This window comes from Tritonibacter mobilis, from assembly GCF_001681715.1.
Taxonomy (GTDB): domain Bacteria; phylum Pseudomonadota; class Alphaproteobacteria; order Rhodobacterales; family Rhodobacteraceae; genus Epibacterium; species Epibacterium mobile.
This window is the reverse complement of sequence record NZ_LNWY01000010.1, coordinates 20,973-37,256: the sequence shown is the minus strand read 5'-3', so window position 1 is coordinate 37,256 and position 16,284 is coordinate 20,973. Positions and strand designations below refer to the sequence as shown.

Genomic DNA, 16,284 nt, shown 5'->3' with positions numbered 1-16,284 from the left:
GGGCTCAGAATATCTCCAGATCGCGGTCGACCATGACCGTGACGCGGGCGCCCTGGTCGACATAGATGACGGGGCCGATGGAGAGGTAATCGCCGATGACGCTGTCCGTCGCATCTGCCAGATCATCGCCCACGTCTTCGAGAACGTCTGCGGCAGTCTCATCCTGGACCTCGGATGCGGCGGCACTTGGTGCGGCGGAAATCAGCGAGATCAGGGCTGCCGACCCGAAACGCTCGGCAAAGCGCGTGTCCACGAAACCTGTGACACCGGAACGGCCCAGTTCATCGCCCCCGAACGAGCTGATCTGGACGGTCTCGTTGTCGGGCAGGATAATCCGATCCCAGGCGATCGTGACGCGGCGCTGCGCGATATCGACGCCGGCGCGGTAGCGCCCGACGAGACGGGATCCGCGCGGGATCAAGAGGCGCGCGCCATCAACGCTGTAAACATCCTCGGACACCACGGCACGGGTCTGGCCGGGCAGGGAGCTGTCGAGGGCGGTTTCCATGACGGCCTGGATCATGGTGCCCTGTAGAATCGTGTTGGAGGGATTGGCGATCACCTCGGCCTGCGTCACCGTCGAGGGCAGCGCCCCGTTCAGCACGAAATCCGTCACCTCGCCAAAGGTGCGCTCGGTCAGTGCCGTCTCATTGGCGCCCGAGGAGCCGCCAAAGGCGATGGTGGGCGAGGTGATGCGGCGCTCCTGAAACGCGCGTTCCTCGGCCGCGCGGCGTTCAAGTTCCGCGAGTCGCCTTGCTTCCTCTTCGCGGCGCAGCCGTTCTTCTTCCCGCGCCCGCAACTCGTCCTCGGTGGGCCCGATGGGTGCCGGAAGGGGGCGGTTGGCTTCGAGCTGTGCGAGTTCGAGGTCCATGCGGAGTTGCTCAAGGCTGCGATCCCGCGCCGTCAGTTCGTCCTGGAGTCGTTGCTGTGCGGCTTCCGAGGCGGCTTGGAGCGCAGCGATCTGAGTGGTCAGCGCGTCGATCGCCTCTGCGGCGGCGGTGTCTTCCTCGACGACAGGTTCGGGAGCGTTGCGCAATTCCTCGATCTGGGCCTGCAAGGCGGTGACCTGTGCCAAAAGCTCCGCGTTGGGCTCGACTGGATCCGGTCCGACAAACACAACCTCGGGCTCGGGCGGGGGCAAGGTCTCGATAGCGCCAAAGCCATCCCCTTCGTTTTGGAAGACGTCCGGAGTGGCCGTCGGCAAGGCTTCCTCTTCTTCGGGCTGTGAGAGGAGATAAAGCAGGGCACCACCCGCGCCGATGACGAGGACCACGACCAGCGCGAGAAGGGGCGACCGGCGCTGCGCCGCTATGGGCGCGCGGGCACTGCCTTTCTCAAGGGCGGCGAGGCGCTTTTCCAGCTCGGTATTCTCGGTATCGCTCATGAGGCGGCCTCCGTGGGCGGGATCGCCTCGATGCAGACCACCTCTTCGCCAAGTCGCAGGACCCATTGGCGGTTTACGCCGCTGACGCGGATCACGCCGTCTTCAGGAGTTTGCGTGTTGACCGTGCGCTCGCGGCCGCCCGCGTAGCGGAAGATCGCGGGCACAGGCCCGTTTCTTGGAAAGGCGAAATACGTGAACGTCCCGTCATCCCAGATGCGCGTTGGCGTGAACTCGGTCCGCGCGCTTGCACCGTAATTATAGTTCGGCGCTTGGGCCGCGATGGCACGTGTGGGCCGTGCATTGTCGTCCGGATAGCGGAACTGGACCACGTAAAAGGTCGGACTGCGGGTCTCCTCGACGTTGAAGTAATAACTGCGCTTGTTCGTGTAGACGGTCACATTGGTATGCACCCCGCGCGCCACCGGCTTGATCGCGAAGGCCTGACCGCCGGGCACGCCGTCGATCTCGAAGCCTTCCGTGTCGCCCGCAATGATCGAGCGGATGCTCTCGCCTTCCCCGAACTCGACCGTGGTCACATGGGTGAGCGACACGCTGAGGCGGTAGACCTGACCTTCTTGATATGTTGCCAGCCGCACCCGATTGTCATTGGGCCCGCCACGCGGGATGGCTTCGGCGAAAGCAAGGCCGGGCAACAGGGCAATCAGCAATATCAAAAGTCGAGCAGGGAACAAATTCAGTTCTCCAATCTGTCGGAGCGGATGGAATATTCGCGCACGGTGAAGCCGAAGGGGTTGGTCCAGACCTCGTCGATGGACCGGCGGGTCTCGGGACGGAACTCGAAGAGAAGGGTCGCGGTGAAGAGCCCGGTTTGGACGCCATTGATGGAGGTCAGGCGCTTGCGCAGGCGGACGGTGGCGCGGTTCGTACCGATCCGGTTGATGCTGAGGATTTCCACATCAAGCCGGGCATTGGGGCCATAAACTGTCGGCGGGTAGTTCTCATTGGCGCTGTTCCAGATCTGGCGCAGTCCGCTCTCGGCAGTTCCGTCGGAGCGGCGCAGGACGTTGCGGATGCGCAGATCGTTGTCGAGCTGGTTATAGACCTCCCGGTCGGTCACATAGCGGAACACCTCCGCCTCGATGATCGCCTGGTTGGCCGTGACAGACGTCGCGCCCACCGAGGCCTCTGGAAGCGCAAAGCCCGTCTCGGGATCATAGGGGACAACGACGGGGGGCGGGTCGACATCGAGGATCGAGACAGCCGCGGCGCTCAGACAGCCGATGACACCGAAGACCAGGCCGATCAGGCCAAGGCGTTGCCAGAGCCGTTCGCGGCGCAAGGCACCGTAGACCAGTTCTTCTTCGATGATTTCTTGTTCACTCGCCATCTGTCACAACCCTTGATCAGTCTGCCCGCAACTCTGGCAGCGTGAAGTCCATAAACCGCTGCTCCTCGGCGATGGTGGCGGCATCGATCACACCGCCGGTGCCGTCACCCACGGTCTGCACGGCTTCGAGCTGCCACATGGCGACAAGCGCGATTGCCAGTTCTGCTGTGATGCGCGTGTTGAGATCGACGCTTTCCTTCAGTTCATCCATGTCGTCGATGAGACCGACCAGCCGGTCGACTCGTTCCAGCGATTGGCCCGCGTCTTCATAGCTGTTCTGGGCGGCGGCTGAGACGAGCGCGCCGGTTGTTGCCTGCGTGGCCACACGGTTGGCCCCGGGATTGCCGCTGGTGGCCATTTCCGAGAGCGTGTCTTCATCGAAGCCGAGATCGGCCAGCACCCGGTCCATCTGGGTTTCGATCTCCCCCGCGCCGGAGCCCGAGAGGCCCGAGAAATCCCCAGTCTTGATCGCCTCAATCGTGGCGAGGATGTCCCCGAACTCCTGGTCGAGCAGACCGTTCAATTCATCTTCCATTTCCGTCCGGATGATTTCTGGAAGCTCGGCAAGGCGGGTGAGGGCCTCGTAGGTTCGTTGCAGCTCCGCGAGTTGGTCCGTGAGAAGGCCGAGCTGTTCGCGGAGCTGCGTCAGCTGCTCGTTCTGCAGGATCTCGTCTTCGATCATCTGCCGGAGCTGCTGGATGTTTTGCGCGATATTCTGGGTGTCGACGACGGGTACACCTTGTGCTGCGGCAGGGGGTAGGGCGCTGAACTGCAAGCCAACGCCAAGTGTCGTGGCCAAAGCTGTCCTCAAGAGCAGATGTCCCATCATTCAATCTCCCTGATCGTAAAATCCATGAACGCGCCTTCGGCCATGCGGGCGCTGGCCTGGGCCAGCTCCTCGGCAGAAAGGACGCGGGTGCGTGCCGCCTGAAGCCGGATGCGGGCGGCCACGAGACGCACGAGTTCGGCGCGGGCATAAGTGTTGAGCGCAACGCTCTCCTGCACATCCTCGGTCTCGGAAATCCGTTCGACGATATCCGCAATACGCAAAGCGGCTTGCCTGATCGTGGCTGGTGAGTTGCTGCCATAAAAGGCCGCCCCATGACCCGTGAGCGAGAGGTTGGCATTGGCGAGAAGCGCCGGATCGATCGTGCCAAGCGCATCGATCCCGCCGATACGGCTCAGATAGAGATTGTAGCGCTCCGGGATAACCTGGACGTAGTGCTGGGTCTCGCGGAAGGGTGGGACCCCGCCATACTCGAAGACCCGGCCGGATCCGGCGTTATAGGCCGCGAGGGCGTTGATGATGTTGCCATCGAATGTGTTGAGCTGGGTCGCGAGATAGCGCGCGCCGCCATGTACCTGCAGGTAGGGGCTGTCATAGTATTCCGGGTTGATGCCGAGATCGCTGGCCGTGCCCGGCATGATCTGGGTGAGACCATAGGCGCCGACGGGAGAGCGTGCACCGATGGTGAAACGGCTTTCCTGCCAGATCAGCGCTTGCAGCAGCGCGCGCCATTGGACGGGGGAGAGCCCTGCGCGGCCAACACCCGCAAAGCCGCTGGTCTCCTGGGCGACCCGGATGATGAGCTGCTCGATGTTCTCAGACGCATCCCCGAACATCTGCGCACCGCCGGGATTGGGGTCGATCTCGCCCGTGCCATAGACGGCTTCCACGGCGCGGTCGGGATCGCCGCTGCCGCTTTCCAGCCCCGAGACCATGGCGGGCAGGCCCTGACCGCCGAAGCTGGTCTGGGCATCGAGGATGCGTCGGAGGGTTTCCAGCTGCTCCCGTTCGATCTCGGCAATGAGTTCGCGCACGGCAAGCTTGTCCACCTGAACGGCCAAGTCGGCCTCGCGATCGCCGGTCTCGACGATGTCACGCGCGGTCAGCCCACTGTCATTGGTCGGCACACCTTGAGACAAGGCGAGACCGGGCAGCAGGCAAAACGCCAGGATATGAGGTAGGCTAGACTTCAACGTCGCCCTCCGGCGCGCCGAGCGGTGCGAAGTGGCAATCCTGGGCTGTCACTGCCGTCGAGGCGAGAAAGGAAAAGCAATTGGCCTGCGGCTCCCGATACTGGGTGCAGGAGGCCAGCGCGCCGAGCGCAGCCAAAGCGATAAGAATACGGATCATGAAAGCCTCCAAAAATCTGGGCGGTCGCGGTAATCGGCGCCGACAAGCGCTTCGCCCTTTTCCATGCCGCCAAGGATCGTGAGATTGGGCCCAAGGGCGCTCAGATCGGCATCGACGACGATTGAGCCCTGATCGTCGCGGATCAGTGCGAGGCGACTGTTGCTGCCCGTGTTGAGAAGGACGTCGAGCTCCTTCTCCGTGAGGTTCAGCATTGCGTAATCCGCAGGCTGCGCGCGGATATTGGGCAGCAGGATCTGCGTCGGAACGGCTTCGACGATGGTCTTGCCGGTCCGGGTGCGCTCAAGCTGGCTTGCGTATTGCGTCATCATCACCGCGACAGTGTTTTGCTTGCGCGCGGTCACCAGCCAGTTCGACAGCCGCTCGGCGAAATATGCGTTGTCGAGCGCCTTCCAGGCCTCGTCGATCACGATGATGGTGGGGCGGCGGTCCTCGATCTCGCGCTCGACCCGGCGGAAGAGATAGGAAAGGACCGCCATCCGTTCCTTGTCGGCCTCGCTGTCGAGAATACCGGTCAGATCGAAACCCACCACATCGCCCTTGAGCGAGAAGGTATCCTCGAGGCTCTGCCCGAAGATCCAGCCGTAGCGGCCGTCCTCAGACCACTCGAGCAGGCGCTGGTGCAGATCGCCGCCGTCATCCGTAGACACAAAAAGCGATGCGAAATCCCGCCAGTTCCGCAGGGCCGGATTGGTGGCCTGGGCATTCTGGCGCACGACCTCCTGGATGCGGCTGGTCTGCGCCGGGGTCAGGGGCTTGTCAGCGCGGTAGAGCAGGGTGGCAAGCCAGTCCGAGAGCCATGCTGTGCCGCGCGCATCGGTCTCGGTCCAGAGCGGATTCAGACCCGTGGGCTGACCGGCGTTCAGGGACGCGTAGCGCCCGCCATTGGCGCGGACCGCCATCTCCATACCAAGACGGTAATCGAAGACGAAGATCCGCGCCCCTGCGCGACGGGCTTGGGTCATCAGGAAGGCGGACAGCACCGATTTGCCCGACCCGGGCCGCCCCATGATCAGGGTGTGCCCGCTGGTCGGTTCTTTGTCGGGCGATCCCTGCTCGTGATAGGAAAACCGGTAGGCGCTCTGCTCCGGCGTGGGCAAATATGTGACGACCCGGCCCCATGGGGTAAGTGCTGCAGGTTTGCCGAGCTGTGTCCGGTGGAAGGCCGCAAAATCCGCGAAGTTGCGGTTGGTGATGGCGCTGGCGCGGACGCGCTTTGGCTGGTTGCCGGGGTGCTGGCTGAGGTAATGCGCCTTGGCGGCGACCCGCTCGCCGATCATCTTCACGCCTTCGGTCGCGGCGGCATTCACGATCTCCGCGCTGAGGGTCTGCAGCTCTTCGAGCGTGTCGCAAAAGAGCGTCACGACCATATGGTGTTCGCCGAAGCTTTGGCGCTTGGCCTCGAGATCATCGGCGGCGATGTCGAGGGCTTCCAGGAGCGAGAGGGCCGCGTCCTGGCTGGCCTGCATCTGGCGCTTTTGCCGCTTGATGCGGCCCGCCATGAGGTTCGAATTGATCGGCGTGAAGGAATGCGTGACGATCATGTCGACCGGCAGGTTCAGCATGTCGAACATGGTGCAGGAGGTGCCTTCGGAGTATTCCCCGATGGTGAAGCTTTTGCCGTAGCGATGCCCCACCACGCCTTCCGAGAGCTCGAAATGGTCTCCGTGAAACGTCACGCGGGTATTGGCGACGTTGACGGACAAAAAGCCGTAGGTATTGGCAGGGTAGAGCGGCAGCTCGGTGCCCGTGTTGAGCGCCCCCAGAAACCCCACCAACTCCCCCGATGCGGCTGACAGGAGGCGCGGCTTAAGCTCTGCGAGTCCGGACAGGAAGACGTTCACGGCCTCGCCCAGGCGCTGCAGGCGTTTGCGGGTCTCCTCCTTCAGTCGGTCCGGCGCGCTGCGGCCGAGGTGCGGCAGTAGGCTTTTCGGAGGCGGGCGGTGAATGACGGTGAGCGTCAGGGTCTTGTCGCGGAGCCCGCTGGTCTCGAGTTTCGCGCGCCAGCGCCGGTCTACCTCGCCCGCGAAGCTGTCCTCACGGATGGGGTCGAGATCAGGTTTGATGGCCTTGGAGACCTTGTGGACGTAATAGCTGAATTCCGGCCCGAGCTGCGCGACGATGCGGGCAAAAAGTGCCGTCACCTTGTCGAGATAGGCATCGTCGGTCGTGTAGCTGTTGATCCCTTCGAGCCGGATGCAGCGGAAGAGCTCGTTGACCCGGGTCCGCACGGTCTGGTCGTCGACGAGGCTCACATAGGGCAGCATATGCGCAAGCCGGGTCTCGCGCGCATACCAGTCTGGCGTCATTGTGCGGACATCGAGCGCAGCATCACGGGCGTCATCACGGGGCATAGCTGTCCCCGCCATGGATGGACCTGTTGCGCGTGGGCGGTGTCTCCTGCAGGGCCGTCATCATCACGTCGATGAAACGCGGATCCCAGTCCGCGGCCTTCCAGAGAACCGGGTAGAGCAGGGCGGCCACGCCCAGCACCGAAATGTGCTGGACCCAGACGAACAAGAGCACCGAGCCGAAAAGCCAGACCATCGCGTACATGATGGGCAGGCCCAGCAGCTTCGGCGGGCGCACGAGGCCCAGAAAGAGAGGTGAGCGCTCAGCCACCGGCGAAAACCGCGGCGACGATGGTGGGGGCGGCCGCAACACCAGCGATCCCGACGAGGACCCAGAGCGCCTGACGCAGATCGATGATATTGAAGAACCAGCTCAAGAAAACGCCAAGGACCGCGAGTGTGGCGATCACGACGCCGAGCGGGCCGGTTAGAGCATCGACAATGCCCTGCAACAAGCTTTGGATCGGGGAGAGATCGATGCTTTGGGCAAGGGCGGGCTCGGCAATGAGCAGGAATAGCGCCAGTGAGGCGACAAAGAGGTTTGAAATCTGTCTCATGAATTTGATCCTTCCAATCGGGCCACGACAGCCATGACGCGGGCCACGTGGTTCTGGGTTTCACGGTAGGGGGGAATGCCGCCATAATGGCGGACCGCATCGGGTCCGGCGTTGTATGCCGCGAGGGCAAGGCGTGGATCGCCGAACGTCTCCAGCATGATCGCGAGGTAGCGGGCGGAGCCGTCGAGGTTCTGCAGCGGATCACGCGGGTCGACGCCCAGATCACGCGCCGTCGCTGGCATCAATTGGCCAAGGCCAATGGCCCCTGCACTTGAAATCGTATCCTGGCGGTAGGCGCTCTCAACCTCGATATTGGCCCTATAGAGAGCCAGCCAATCCGTCACGGAAAGCCCGGCGCGACGCAGGCCAGGATGGCCGGCATAGCGCAAGGCCGTGGTCTGAATCCCGGAGAGAACATCGGCGCGGGGCAGGGGAGTCAGGCGGGCAAGGGCCGCGACTTGGACGCCCTCTTGCTCGGCCTCTACCTCGCCGAAGATCGCGATCCCATCGGAGGCCGAACCCTGACCGATGCCGTCATTGTAGTTCCGGGCAAAACCGCTCTGAGACCGCGACGGGGTCAGAGAGCCGTCGCTCTCCATGACAAGGACTATTTGCGCTGAGGCTGGCGCGGCGACCAGCCAGAGACAGACGAGGTTAGTTGCCAGTGCCCTTGTCTGATGGGGCTTGGTCTGGCGGGGCGAGTTTATGCGTACGGCTTGTCCCCGCCTCAAGCGGCAGATCGACATGCGCAAAGCCAAGGCCAATGAAGAATGATACCACGCCGGAGATCGTCTTGAACTCGCGGATCTTGATATCGTTGTAGGTCGTCCGCGTGCGAGCGGTGACGAGGAGCTTTTCCACGCCGTCGTCAGAGACCACACGCATGATCCAGACCCCGTAATAGCTGGGACCTTTCTTATGTGCCGACTCCTGGCACAGGATTTCTGCGCTATAGCCGCTTTCCACGAGCTCGCGGAACCTGGCTTCCGTAACCACATTTGGTGCTTCGATGTCCCAGTTCATGGCCCGGCTCACGCTTTCTCCAATGGCGCAACCCCAGGCATTCCCACTTGAAGCCCAGAGTTACGATAGTATATTATCAACCGCAAGATGTAATATCGTGCTTTGGCTGTAGTTTGGTTGCGCAAACACTAGTCTCGGCCAGTGTCCGCGATCAAGGAGATAACAGGTTTGAGAAACCCAAGGTTGACATGCCTGCTCTCATTGCAAGCTATGGCCCTTCTGATCTGCGTTCCCGGGCCGGTTTTGGCGGAATCCTGCTTCGCCCCGCCCCGCCCCTTCCTGCCAAGTGATTCGCAGGCCGCGCGGGACTATGCGGCTATCATCCGCAGCGATTTTGAAAATTACGTCCAGGATATCCAGAGCTATTTCCGTTGCCTCGACAGCGAACGCGCCCGCGCTTTCGAAGAAGCGCGGGAAGTCAGCGAGGACTATGGCCGATTTCTGCAATTGGTAGGGGATTGATGGGCAACCTCGGGAGCATCAGACTAGCAGCCCGTGGAAACCAGACGCCGATAACACTCTCAAATATCTACTTTTTAGATAACAGATTTCATCCGCTAGCGACGTCACAAAAGGTATGTGACGCGTGGCAAAGACAATCAGAAGCAAAGGGCAGGTGGCACTCTGCCAGGCGTTGGTCGACGCGCGTAAAAGCGCAGGCTTGGGCCAGGACGACTTGGCGGACAGGCTCAAGTGCCATCAATCTCTCGTGGCGCGCCTCGAAAGCGGCGAACGCCGGATCGACGTCGTCGAACTGGTCGTTCTGGCGCGCGCCATCGGCTTTGACCCGTTCGATGTTTTGGCGATCGTCGAAGCCGCCACGGAGTCCGACCACAGAATTTGAAGCCAATGAATTGTTGAGAAGACGGGAACCCATTTTCCCGGTCAGATGATCATTCCCTCATCGAAGACCAGGTAGCCAACATCAACGAAGCCCGGCGCGCGGTCGTAGTGAACGCTCTGCAACCCCACGCCGCAATTCGCAGCGCCGCAGTGCAGGAAGACAGTAAACAGTGAACGATGATAAGGGTGAGGGCGTCGCGATCGCCAATCTGATCGGGACCGATGGGTGCAGTGTTGTTGGTTGGGTATATCGCTGGACTAAAGGCGCGCATGCAGTGATGTGGGACGTCCAAGGGCCCCAGCCGGTGTCGGAAATCCGGCCGGATATAAGTGACGAACAGAAGCAAGAAATCGACTTCGACGCGCTGACGAGGATCAGAAGAAGCGACGACGGGTGAACAGAGCGAACCCGCGGTGTTTGCCGAAACGCCAAACAGCATGTGGACCGCGACGCGTATGCGGTGCGGTCGTGCACGCCAATGAAGCCGTCTTCCCTGACAAATCTACGTGGCGGCAGGTCAGTAGTTCACCTGCTCGAACCCGTAGTTGCCCTCATAGTCACGCCAATCGACGAAGACGGATCGGTGATAAATGCCAGGGCAATGCTCAGCCCAGCGTTCAAGGCCTACGTGAGCCGAAGGAAGAGCTGTGACGGAAGACCTTTGCCAGGCGAAGTCACCTTGGGTCCCGTAAGTGCCGAGAACCACGGTCGCGCTTCGGTTACAGTCCCCATCGCGACCGGACTCGTGCTGTCGCGCATACCGTACATCGAAGACGCGGATGGACCGGACGAAATTGAATTCCGGACCGCTGATATCGATGTCTGCGCGATCTTGAACGAGCCGGAGGGTCCAGTCGGTGGGAACAAGGTCACGGGCATCTGAAGCGCGCCAGGCAACCTCAATTGGGTCAATGGAATCGCGCTCTGGAAAGGATTGTCGCGGTCCAGCGCTGTTGTTTTGGAAGAACGCATCAAAGATGCGGTTTGCACTGTTTGATGATGGAGCGGCCTCAATGGACGCGCCCATGGGACAGCGCCAGATTTGCAGCGGCGGTTCCACCGGCCAGGGCGTAATCCGCCGGATGAATTCGGCGCGGGCTCGGGCGCAAGGGACGGAAGCCGGCCAGCCGCCAGACAGGCACAGGAGGATCGCGCAATCGATCGGGTATGTCTGCGCGCGGGCGGGTATAGGTAGCGAAGAACTTGTCACGGTCAAAGCGACTGCGACCGAGGGGAGGAGTTTTTTGAGTAAATGGCGCATTCTGAGGAACCTCCATGACCGGAGTCCAGCATACATACGATAATATACTATCGCAACAGGAAGTATAAAGACGCATAATGAAGTTTATGTTGTATAAGTAGTAACCTCAATCTCACGTTCCCACCGCATTATGGTCGCACATAAAGGTTAACCTGTTCGGGACAACAGTTAGTAACCGCAGGACACTATCACCAAAGGTTATTGATCGAAGCATCCGCTGAAACCTAAGGTACTGTACAATGATGTATTCTGTTCTGATTTCCGTAACGCTTTTCCTGGCTACCGCCTGTGTTCATTTGGTATTGCTGAGTTTCTGTTCCGGGAGAATGACGTCTATCCCAATGCGGCCGTCTACTCGGGTTCTATCGATTGTAACTCTGCTGTTCATCACTCATCTGTTTCAAATAGCACTCTTCGCCAGTGGATTTTGGATCGCCGCAGAGGTGCTCGAAATCGGATCTTTTGAAGGCGAAGGAGTGAATGATGCGCTTGACTACCTCTACTATTCAGCAGTCATATACACTTCGCTCGGGATCGGAGACATCGTCCCGACCGGACATCTGCGGTTTCTCACCGGTGTCGAGGCACTGAACGGGCTCTTGCTGATCGCCTGGTCTGCGTCCTTCCTGTTTGCGACCATGAACCGCCTGTGGGACTGGGAGCCTTGCGTCGAGCAGAATGACGAGCAATGAGGCATCCGTTGCCAGGGGCTCAACCGATCAGCGGATTTTCAATGCAATGATGCCGAGCGATGCGGCGACAGCTGAACTGCTCAAAACTGCAAGTTTTGCCGTTCCGGCGATCGGGGTTGCTTCGAAGGCTGCGCCAATGATGAACAAGCTCATGGTGAACCCGACACCGGCCAGCAATGAGACCCCGAATACATCACGCATCGAGGTGTCGGGCGGGAGTGAACCGATACGCAGGCGAAGCGCCAGGACTGTTCCGCCAAGAAGTCCCAAGGGCTTTCCGACAATCAAAGCCATTGCAATACCGATGGCCACTGACTTTGCCTGTGGGTCAGCGGGAACAAAATCCAGCACGACACCGCCGTTGAAGAAGGCGAAGATTGGCACGACAAAGAACAGAGCAAACGGCGAAATGCGTCGCTCGGTCCGAATGGCTGCGTTTGACGGAAACGACGACAGCGGCAGAGACAATCCGACGATTGCCCCTGCAACCGCCCCTTCAAGGCCCGTCATGATCAGTCCCGCCCATAGAATGCAGCCGAAGGCCATGTAGGACGCAAGCGATGCCTTTCGGGTTCGATTGAGTATGAACAGACCCGCCAGGCCGCCAGCCACCATCCAAAGCGGCCAAAGTTGATCGAACTGTCCGTAGAACAGAGCGATGACAGCCACTGACCCAAGATCATCGAATATCGCGGCGGCCGTCGCAAATGCGATGATCGCAGGACCAACCCGACCTGAGAACAGAGAAAGGAGACCAAGGACCAGAACAATGTCTGTCGCAATCGGGATCGCCCACCCACGAAGGGCGACAGTATCTCCGGCGTTGACACCAAAATAGATCGCTGCCGGCACGATCATGCCCCCTAGTGCCGCACTTGCCGGAAGCATGGCCGCACCGGGTTCGGACAGCGCCCCACGGGTCAGCTCGTGATTTGTATGAAGGCCGATGAGAAAGAAGAAGACCGTCAGAAGGCCCTGATTGATCCACTCGATCAGAGGGGCTTCGATTGCCCAGGTGCCCGCCCCAACCCGCAGAGGCAGGTGATGCACAATCGCGTAGATGTCCGCCAGCGGCGAGTTCGCGGCCACCATACCCAGAGCAAGACCGACGAGCATGGCGAACCCCGCGCGCTGCCCATCGCGAACCGATTGTGTGACATGATCCGTCAACTGTGGCCGGGCCCATCTTGAGGTGCCAGCCAACGCGACAGGTAGGCGCGTTCGAACAGAAAGACGCCGAGGATCGCGAGGGCCGCATAGGCGACGATGGCCGGATCGCTCTGCAGCTTCATGGCGGTGAACGCGACGAGAACAATTGCATCGAACCCGAGCGCCGTAAGAATGACGACGCCAGAAGCGCCGATTTCCGTCCGGCGGAAGCGCCAGACACCCCAATGTACAACCATGTCCATGATAAGGTAGAAGAAGGCGCCCAGCGAGGCGATGCGGCTCAGATCGAAGAACACGGCGAGAAAGGATGCGATCACCACCGTGTAGACCAGTGTATGCCGCTGGATCGGTCCGGACATGCCGAAATGGCTATGCGGGATCATCTTCATATCCGTCAGCATCGCAAGCATCCGCGAAACAGCAAAGACGCTGGCCAGCACGGCAGATGCCGTTGCGACGATTGCCAGAAGAACCGTCAGCAGGAAGCCCACCTGCCCCAGTGCCGGTTCCGCTGCCTCGGCCAGCGAATAGTCCTTGGCGGCGATGATCCCGTCGATGGTGAGGCTAGAGCCGACACCGAAAGCCACAAGCAGGTAGACGACGACGCAAAGCGCAATCGAAATCATGATCGCGCGCCCTACGTTGCGGTTGGGATCGGTGATCTCGGCGCCGCTGTTGGTGATCGTCGTGAACCCCTTGAACGCAAGAATGGCAAGCGCGACCGAGGCGACGAAACCCATCGGGCCGAAATCCACAGCGTCCTGCGACGCGGCAGCGAATTCAAACCCGCTCGACCACAGGGCGGCGATGCCGAAGAGCGCGATACCGCCGATCTTGATTGCGGCCATGACCATCGAGAACAGCCCGATTGAACGGTTGCCCGCGATGTTTACGAGGAAGGCGAAAAGGATTACCCCAACAGCCAGGACGGGCACCAGCGGCCCGCCCTCGATATTGAAAGGGCGCAAAAGATAGGTGGCAAAGGTCCTGGCGACGAGGCTTTCCGCGATCACCATGCTGAGCGCCATTAGAAGCGCCGCACCTGCTGCAACGGCCCCCGGTCCGTAGCATTTTTGGAGGATCATCCCGATCCCCCCTGCCGAGGGCCAAGCGTTGGACATCTTGATGTAGCTGTATGAGCTGAACCCGGTGACGATCGCACCGATGATGAAGGCAATGGGAAAGAGCGGCCCGGCCAGCTCGGCGATCTGCCCTGTCAGGGCAAAGATCCCCGCGCCGATCATGACGCCGGTCCCCATGGCAACTGCGCCGCCCAGCGTGATGGAATTCTTCTTGTAGCCGTTGCTATCGTGGTCGTGATTCATAACGTTGCTCGTCACTTTCGTTTCTTAAATCGGCCTTTGCTAGGTAGTCGTGTGACTAGTCTGCACATCAGGAAAGTGGCGACGCAGACCATTCAGTGCTTGCGCGAGCTCGAGGTGATCGACGATAGTATTGCCCCCGGTCTGGCGCACATCGCCGGTACGTAATGCCTCAACTGCCAACAATATCATCGCAGCCGTCAAATCTGCCTGATCGCCGCCTTCGAACAAGTGCGAACCAATCTCATTGTCATCGCGATCGAACGCAACCGCCGCCATCCGTGTTCTTATCGGGCCGATTGGCGGCAGCCAGTGTGAAAACTCTGCAAGTCGCAGCGAATGTCCAGCCATCCAACGTCCGAGCCCAAGCCATTTGGACACTGCAAAAAACCGTGTGACAAGTGGCGGATCGCCGGCCAGGTAATGGCGAACACAGCCTTCGCGTCCGTTGGGGAAAATGCCTTTATCTGGAAACGCCACATCTAGGGCCATCCGCGGCGCCTCGTTCTGCGCGAAACTGAACTTCCAGGGGTTCGTGCCAGGAAGAATAGACCGGCCGGTGGCCGGGTCGTCATAAGGCTGTCCAAGCGCCCGAAAGATCCACTCAGCTGCCGCCTGCCCGTAATGACGGCCCATTCCTAGCTCAAGCCCAACACGCACCGTTCGCACCCGTGCATCCCTCGTCAGATCTGCGCCCATCAATGTGCTGAGACCCGGTACTGTCCCCACGCCCGTGACCAGCCGTCCGCTTTTCCCGTCAGCAGCCTTGGCCAGACCGTCGACATAGTTCGGCGTCGCGGACGTATCGAGAAACGTGCCGCCCCTGGTGAGAATTTCCGCGACCAGTCTAGGAGGCGTCGCTTCGGTAAGATTGATGACGATAGCGTCCTCGGGAAGCGCACGGGCCACCCCGTGATGCGCCACGTCCAGTGTCATCGCGACAAGGTTTGGATGTGCAGAGTCGGCCGGTCGGCGTCGTCTGGAAACGGCCCATATCTTCCATTCTCCGTTAGCGGAAAACAGCCTAATGAGCCGCTGTCCAACATCTCCGGACCCGCCGAGGATTACAAGATTCCTCACCTCGGTCGCCCGTGTGGTTCTGGTACTATCAATTCGCAATCTCGTCATCCAATTCCGAAGCCGAACTCATCCTCCAATCAGGGCGCAGACTGCGGAGTGGCGCCCGGTCTTCAGCGAAGACCGAGCTTGCTTCGCTCTCCCGATTGGTCGCTGGCTTGCCTGCGCCCCGAGACTGCGGGCTTGGACGACCGCGTTCACTGCGCAGCAGCCTCACGCAATCGAGGGAGAAACGCGGGAACATTCTCTGCATATCTCTCCCATGCCTCGCCAAACCGGGTCCGACTGTCGGCCTCCTCGCTCTTGGCAAGTCGCGCATACATCCAGACCAGCACAGGGAACATTGCGAGCGTCAGGATTGTCGGCCATTGCACCAGGAACCCGGCCATGATGAGAACGAACCCTATGTATTGCGGATGCCGCATCCTTGCGTACGGACCGGTGACGGCCAGTCGCCCGGCCCGCTGAGCGGCCCAGAGATGGTGCCAAGCTACCGAGATCAGCCAGAAGCCCCCACCGATGAATACCAAGCTGAGGAAATGGAACGGTCCGAAATGTGGGTTCGAACTCCAGCCAAACATCATTTCCGGCAGGTGCCCGCTGTCATGGGCGAACCAGTCAATCCCCGGCCAGTTGGATTGGAGCCAACCTGACAGGAAGAAGATCGTCAGCGGAAACCCGTACATTTCGACAAAAAGCGCGACGATGAAGGCACTGAAGGCTCCGAAGCTTCGCCAGTCGCGCGATGTTTGCGGCTTGAAGAAGCTGAAAGCGAAAAGGATGAAGACCGCTGAATTGATGAACACGAGCAGCCAAAGGCCGTAAGATGATCCCGGGTCGGTCATTTTTCGTCATTTCCTGACCGGTGACCACCATGTCCGCCATGCATGAAGAAGTGCATGCCGACACACAGCAGTAGCGGAAGCCAAAGAAGCCAGTTGCTGGCCAAGATATGCGCGCGATGCTCAAAACCTAGCAGCAAACCGCCGAGCACAAGTGCGACGATCAAATAGACCCCCGCGCGGGATTTCCAGAAGGACGGTGGATGAGCATCCCCGCCAGCTTCGTTCTGATTTTCGTGATCGATATGTTCATGCATT

The 16,284-nt window shown here is 60.6% G+C and carries 21 protein-coding genes; 4 read left to right on the top strand and 17 right to left on the bottom strand.

Annotation, left to right across the window (positions count from 1 at the left end):
* Positions 1-4 precede the first annotated feature (4 nt).
* From UB90_RS10685 to UB90_RS10640, 11 genes are read right to left on the bottom strand one after another with little or no spacing between them, the layout of a single operon-like run.
* Positions 5-1,384, bottom strand: a complete 1,380-nt coding sequence (locus UB90_RS10685; protein WP_065331946.1) for a TraB/TrbI/VirB10 family type IV secretion system protein — start codon at positions 1,382-1,384, stop codon at positions 5-7.
* Entirely contained in the window at positions 1,381-2,076 is a 696-nt protein-coding gene (locus UB90_RS10680) for a TrbG/VirB9 family P-type conjugative transfer protein (RefSeq protein ID WP_065331945.1), read from the bottom strand. The genes UB90_RS10685 and UB90_RS10680 overlap by 4 nt, the downstream gene beginning before the upstream one ends.
* Before the next feature lie 2 nt (positions 2,077-2,078).
* Positions 2,079-2,732, bottom strand: coding sequence for a VirB8 family type IV secretion system protein (locus tag UB90_RS10675; protein ID WP_065331944.1), 654 nt, complete (start codon positions 2,730-2,732; stop codon positions 2,079-2,081).
* Between the two features lie 16 nt (positions 2,733-2,748).
* Entirely contained in the window at positions 2,749-3,558 is an 810-nt protein-coding gene (locus UB90_RS10670; RefSeq protein ID WP_065331963.1) for a type IV secretion system protein, read from the bottom strand.
* Positions 3,558-4,712, bottom strand: a complete 1,155-nt coding sequence (locus tag UB90_RS10665; RefSeq protein WP_207517348.1) for a lytic transglycosylase domain-containing protein — start codon at positions 4,710-4,712, stop codon at positions 3,558-3,560. The genes UB90_RS10670 and UB90_RS10665 overlap by 1 nt, the downstream gene beginning before the upstream one ends.
* The gene (locus UB90_RS22930; protein WP_165610559.1) at positions 4,702-4,869 is read right to left on the bottom strand and encodes a hypothetical protein; all 168 of its coding nucleotides are present in this window, start codon (positions 4,867-4,869) and stop codon (positions 4,702-4,704) included. Before UB90_RS22930 ends, UB90_RS10665 begins: the two co-directional genes overlap by 11 nt.
* A complete protein-coding gene (locus UB90_RS10660) occupies positions 4,866-7,241 on the bottom strand; it encodes a VirB4 family type IV secretion/conjugal transfer ATPase (protein WP_065331942.1) in 2,376 nt (791 codons plus the stop codon). The genes UB90_RS22930 and UB90_RS10660 overlap by 4 nt, the downstream gene beginning before the upstream one ends.
* Positions 7,231-7,509: a VirB3 family type IV secretion system protein gene (locus tag UB90_RS10655; RefSeq protein ID WP_065331735.1), complete on the bottom strand. Its 279-nt coding sequence runs from the start codon at positions 7,507-7,509 to the stop codon at positions 7,231-7,233. Before UB90_RS10655 ends, UB90_RS10660 begins: the two co-directional genes overlap by 11 nt.
* The gene (locus UB90_RS10650) at positions 7,502-7,795 is read right to left on the bottom strand and encodes a TrbC/VirB2 family protein (protein WP_012187323.1); all 294 of its coding nucleotides are present in this window, start codon (positions 7,793-7,795) and stop codon (positions 7,502-7,504) included. The genes UB90_RS10655 and UB90_RS10650 overlap by 8 nt, the downstream gene beginning before the upstream one ends.
* Complete coding sequence (locus UB90_RS10645; RefSeq protein ID WP_065331740.1) at positions 7,792-8,406, bottom strand: lytic transglycosylase domain-containing protein; 615 nt, start codon at positions 8,404-8,406, stop codon at positions 7,792-7,794. The genes UB90_RS10650 and UB90_RS10645 overlap by 4 nt, the downstream gene beginning before the upstream one ends.
* Before the next feature lie 43 nt (positions 8,407-8,449).
* Positions 8,450-8,818, bottom strand: coding sequence for a hypothetical protein (locus tag UB90_RS10640; RefSeq protein WP_065331734.1), 369 nt, complete (start codon positions 8,816-8,818; stop codon positions 8,450-8,452).
* A 210-nt stretch (positions 8,819-9,028) separates the two neighbouring features.
* Here UB90_RS10640 and UB90_RS10635 point away from each other — a divergent pair, with 210 nt between their 5' ends.
* The 3 genes from UB90_RS10635 (at position 9,029) to UB90_RS10625 (ending at position 10,059) form a co-directional block, all read left to right on the top strand.
* A complete protein-coding gene (locus UB90_RS10635; RefSeq protein ID WP_065331733.1) occupies positions 9,029-9,280 on the top strand; it encodes a hypothetical protein in 252 nt (83 codons plus the stop codon).
* Between the two features lie 124 nt (positions 9,281-9,404).
* Positions 9,405-9,662 (top strand): helix-turn-helix domain-containing protein, encoded by a 258-nt coding sequence (locus tag UB90_RS10630; RefSeq protein WP_065331732.1) that lies wholly within the window; start codon positions 9,405-9,407, stop codon positions 9,660-9,662.
* Between the two features lie 169 nt (positions 9,663-9,831).
* Positions 9,832-10,059, top strand: coding sequence for a hypothetical protein (locus UB90_RS10625; protein WP_065331731.1), 228 nt, complete (start codon positions 9,832-9,834; stop codon positions 10,057-10,059).
* A 120-nt stretch (positions 10,060-10,179) separates the two neighbouring features.
* Here UB90_RS10625 and UB90_RS22465 read toward each other — a convergent pair whose 3' ends face one another.
* Positions 10,180-10,923, bottom strand: a complete 744-nt coding sequence (locus UB90_RS22465) for a hypothetical protein (RefSeq protein ID WP_110590686.1) — start codon at positions 10,921-10,923, stop codon at positions 10,180-10,182.
* A gap of 326 nt (positions 10,924-11,249) precedes the next feature.
* Here UB90_RS22465 and UB90_RS10610 point away from each other — a divergent pair, with 326 nt between their 5' ends.
* Positions 11,250-11,615 (top strand): potassium channel family protein, encoded by a 366-nt coding sequence (locus tag UB90_RS10610; protein WP_228711387.1) that lies wholly within the window; start codon positions 11,250-11,252, stop codon positions 11,613-11,615.
* A 27-nt stretch (positions 11,616-11,642) separates the two neighbouring features.
* Here the strand turns inward: UB90_RS10610 and nhaA are convergent, their stop codons facing one another.
* The 5 genes from nhaA to UB90_RS10585 all read right to left on the bottom strand — a co-directional run bounded on the left by nhaA (position 11,643) and on the right by UB90_RS10585 (position 16,283).
* The gene (gene nhaA, locus UB90_RS10605) at positions 11,643-12,785 is read right to left on the bottom strand and encodes a Na+/H+ antiporter NhaA (protein WP_081285567.1); all 1,143 of its coding nucleotides are present in this window, start codon (positions 12,783-12,785) and stop codon (positions 11,643-11,645) included.
* Entirely contained in the window at positions 12,782-14,110 is a 1,329-nt protein-coding gene (locus tag UB90_RS10600) for an APC family permease (protein ID WP_065331728.1), read from the bottom strand. Before UB90_RS10600 ends, nhaA begins: the two co-directional genes overlap by 4 nt.
* A 39-nt stretch (positions 14,111-14,149) precedes the next feature.
* On the bottom strand, positions 14,150-15,043 hold the full coding sequence (locus UB90_RS10595) for a hypothetical protein (RefSeq protein ID WP_065331727.1): 894 nt from the start codon (positions 15,041-15,043) through the stop codon (positions 14,150-14,152).
* Between the two features lie 338 nt (positions 15,044-15,381).
* Positions 15,382-16,029, bottom strand: coding sequence for a methyltransferase family protein (locus UB90_RS10590; RefSeq protein WP_065331726.1), 648 nt, complete (start codon positions 16,027-16,029; stop codon positions 15,382-15,384).
* Entirely contained in the window at positions 16,026-16,283 is a 258-nt protein-coding gene (locus tag UB90_RS10585) for a DUF2933 domain-containing protein (protein WP_065331725.1), read from the bottom strand. The genes UB90_RS10590 and UB90_RS10585 overlap by 4 nt, the downstream gene beginning before the upstream one ends.
* Position 16,284: the final 1 nt, after the last annotated feature.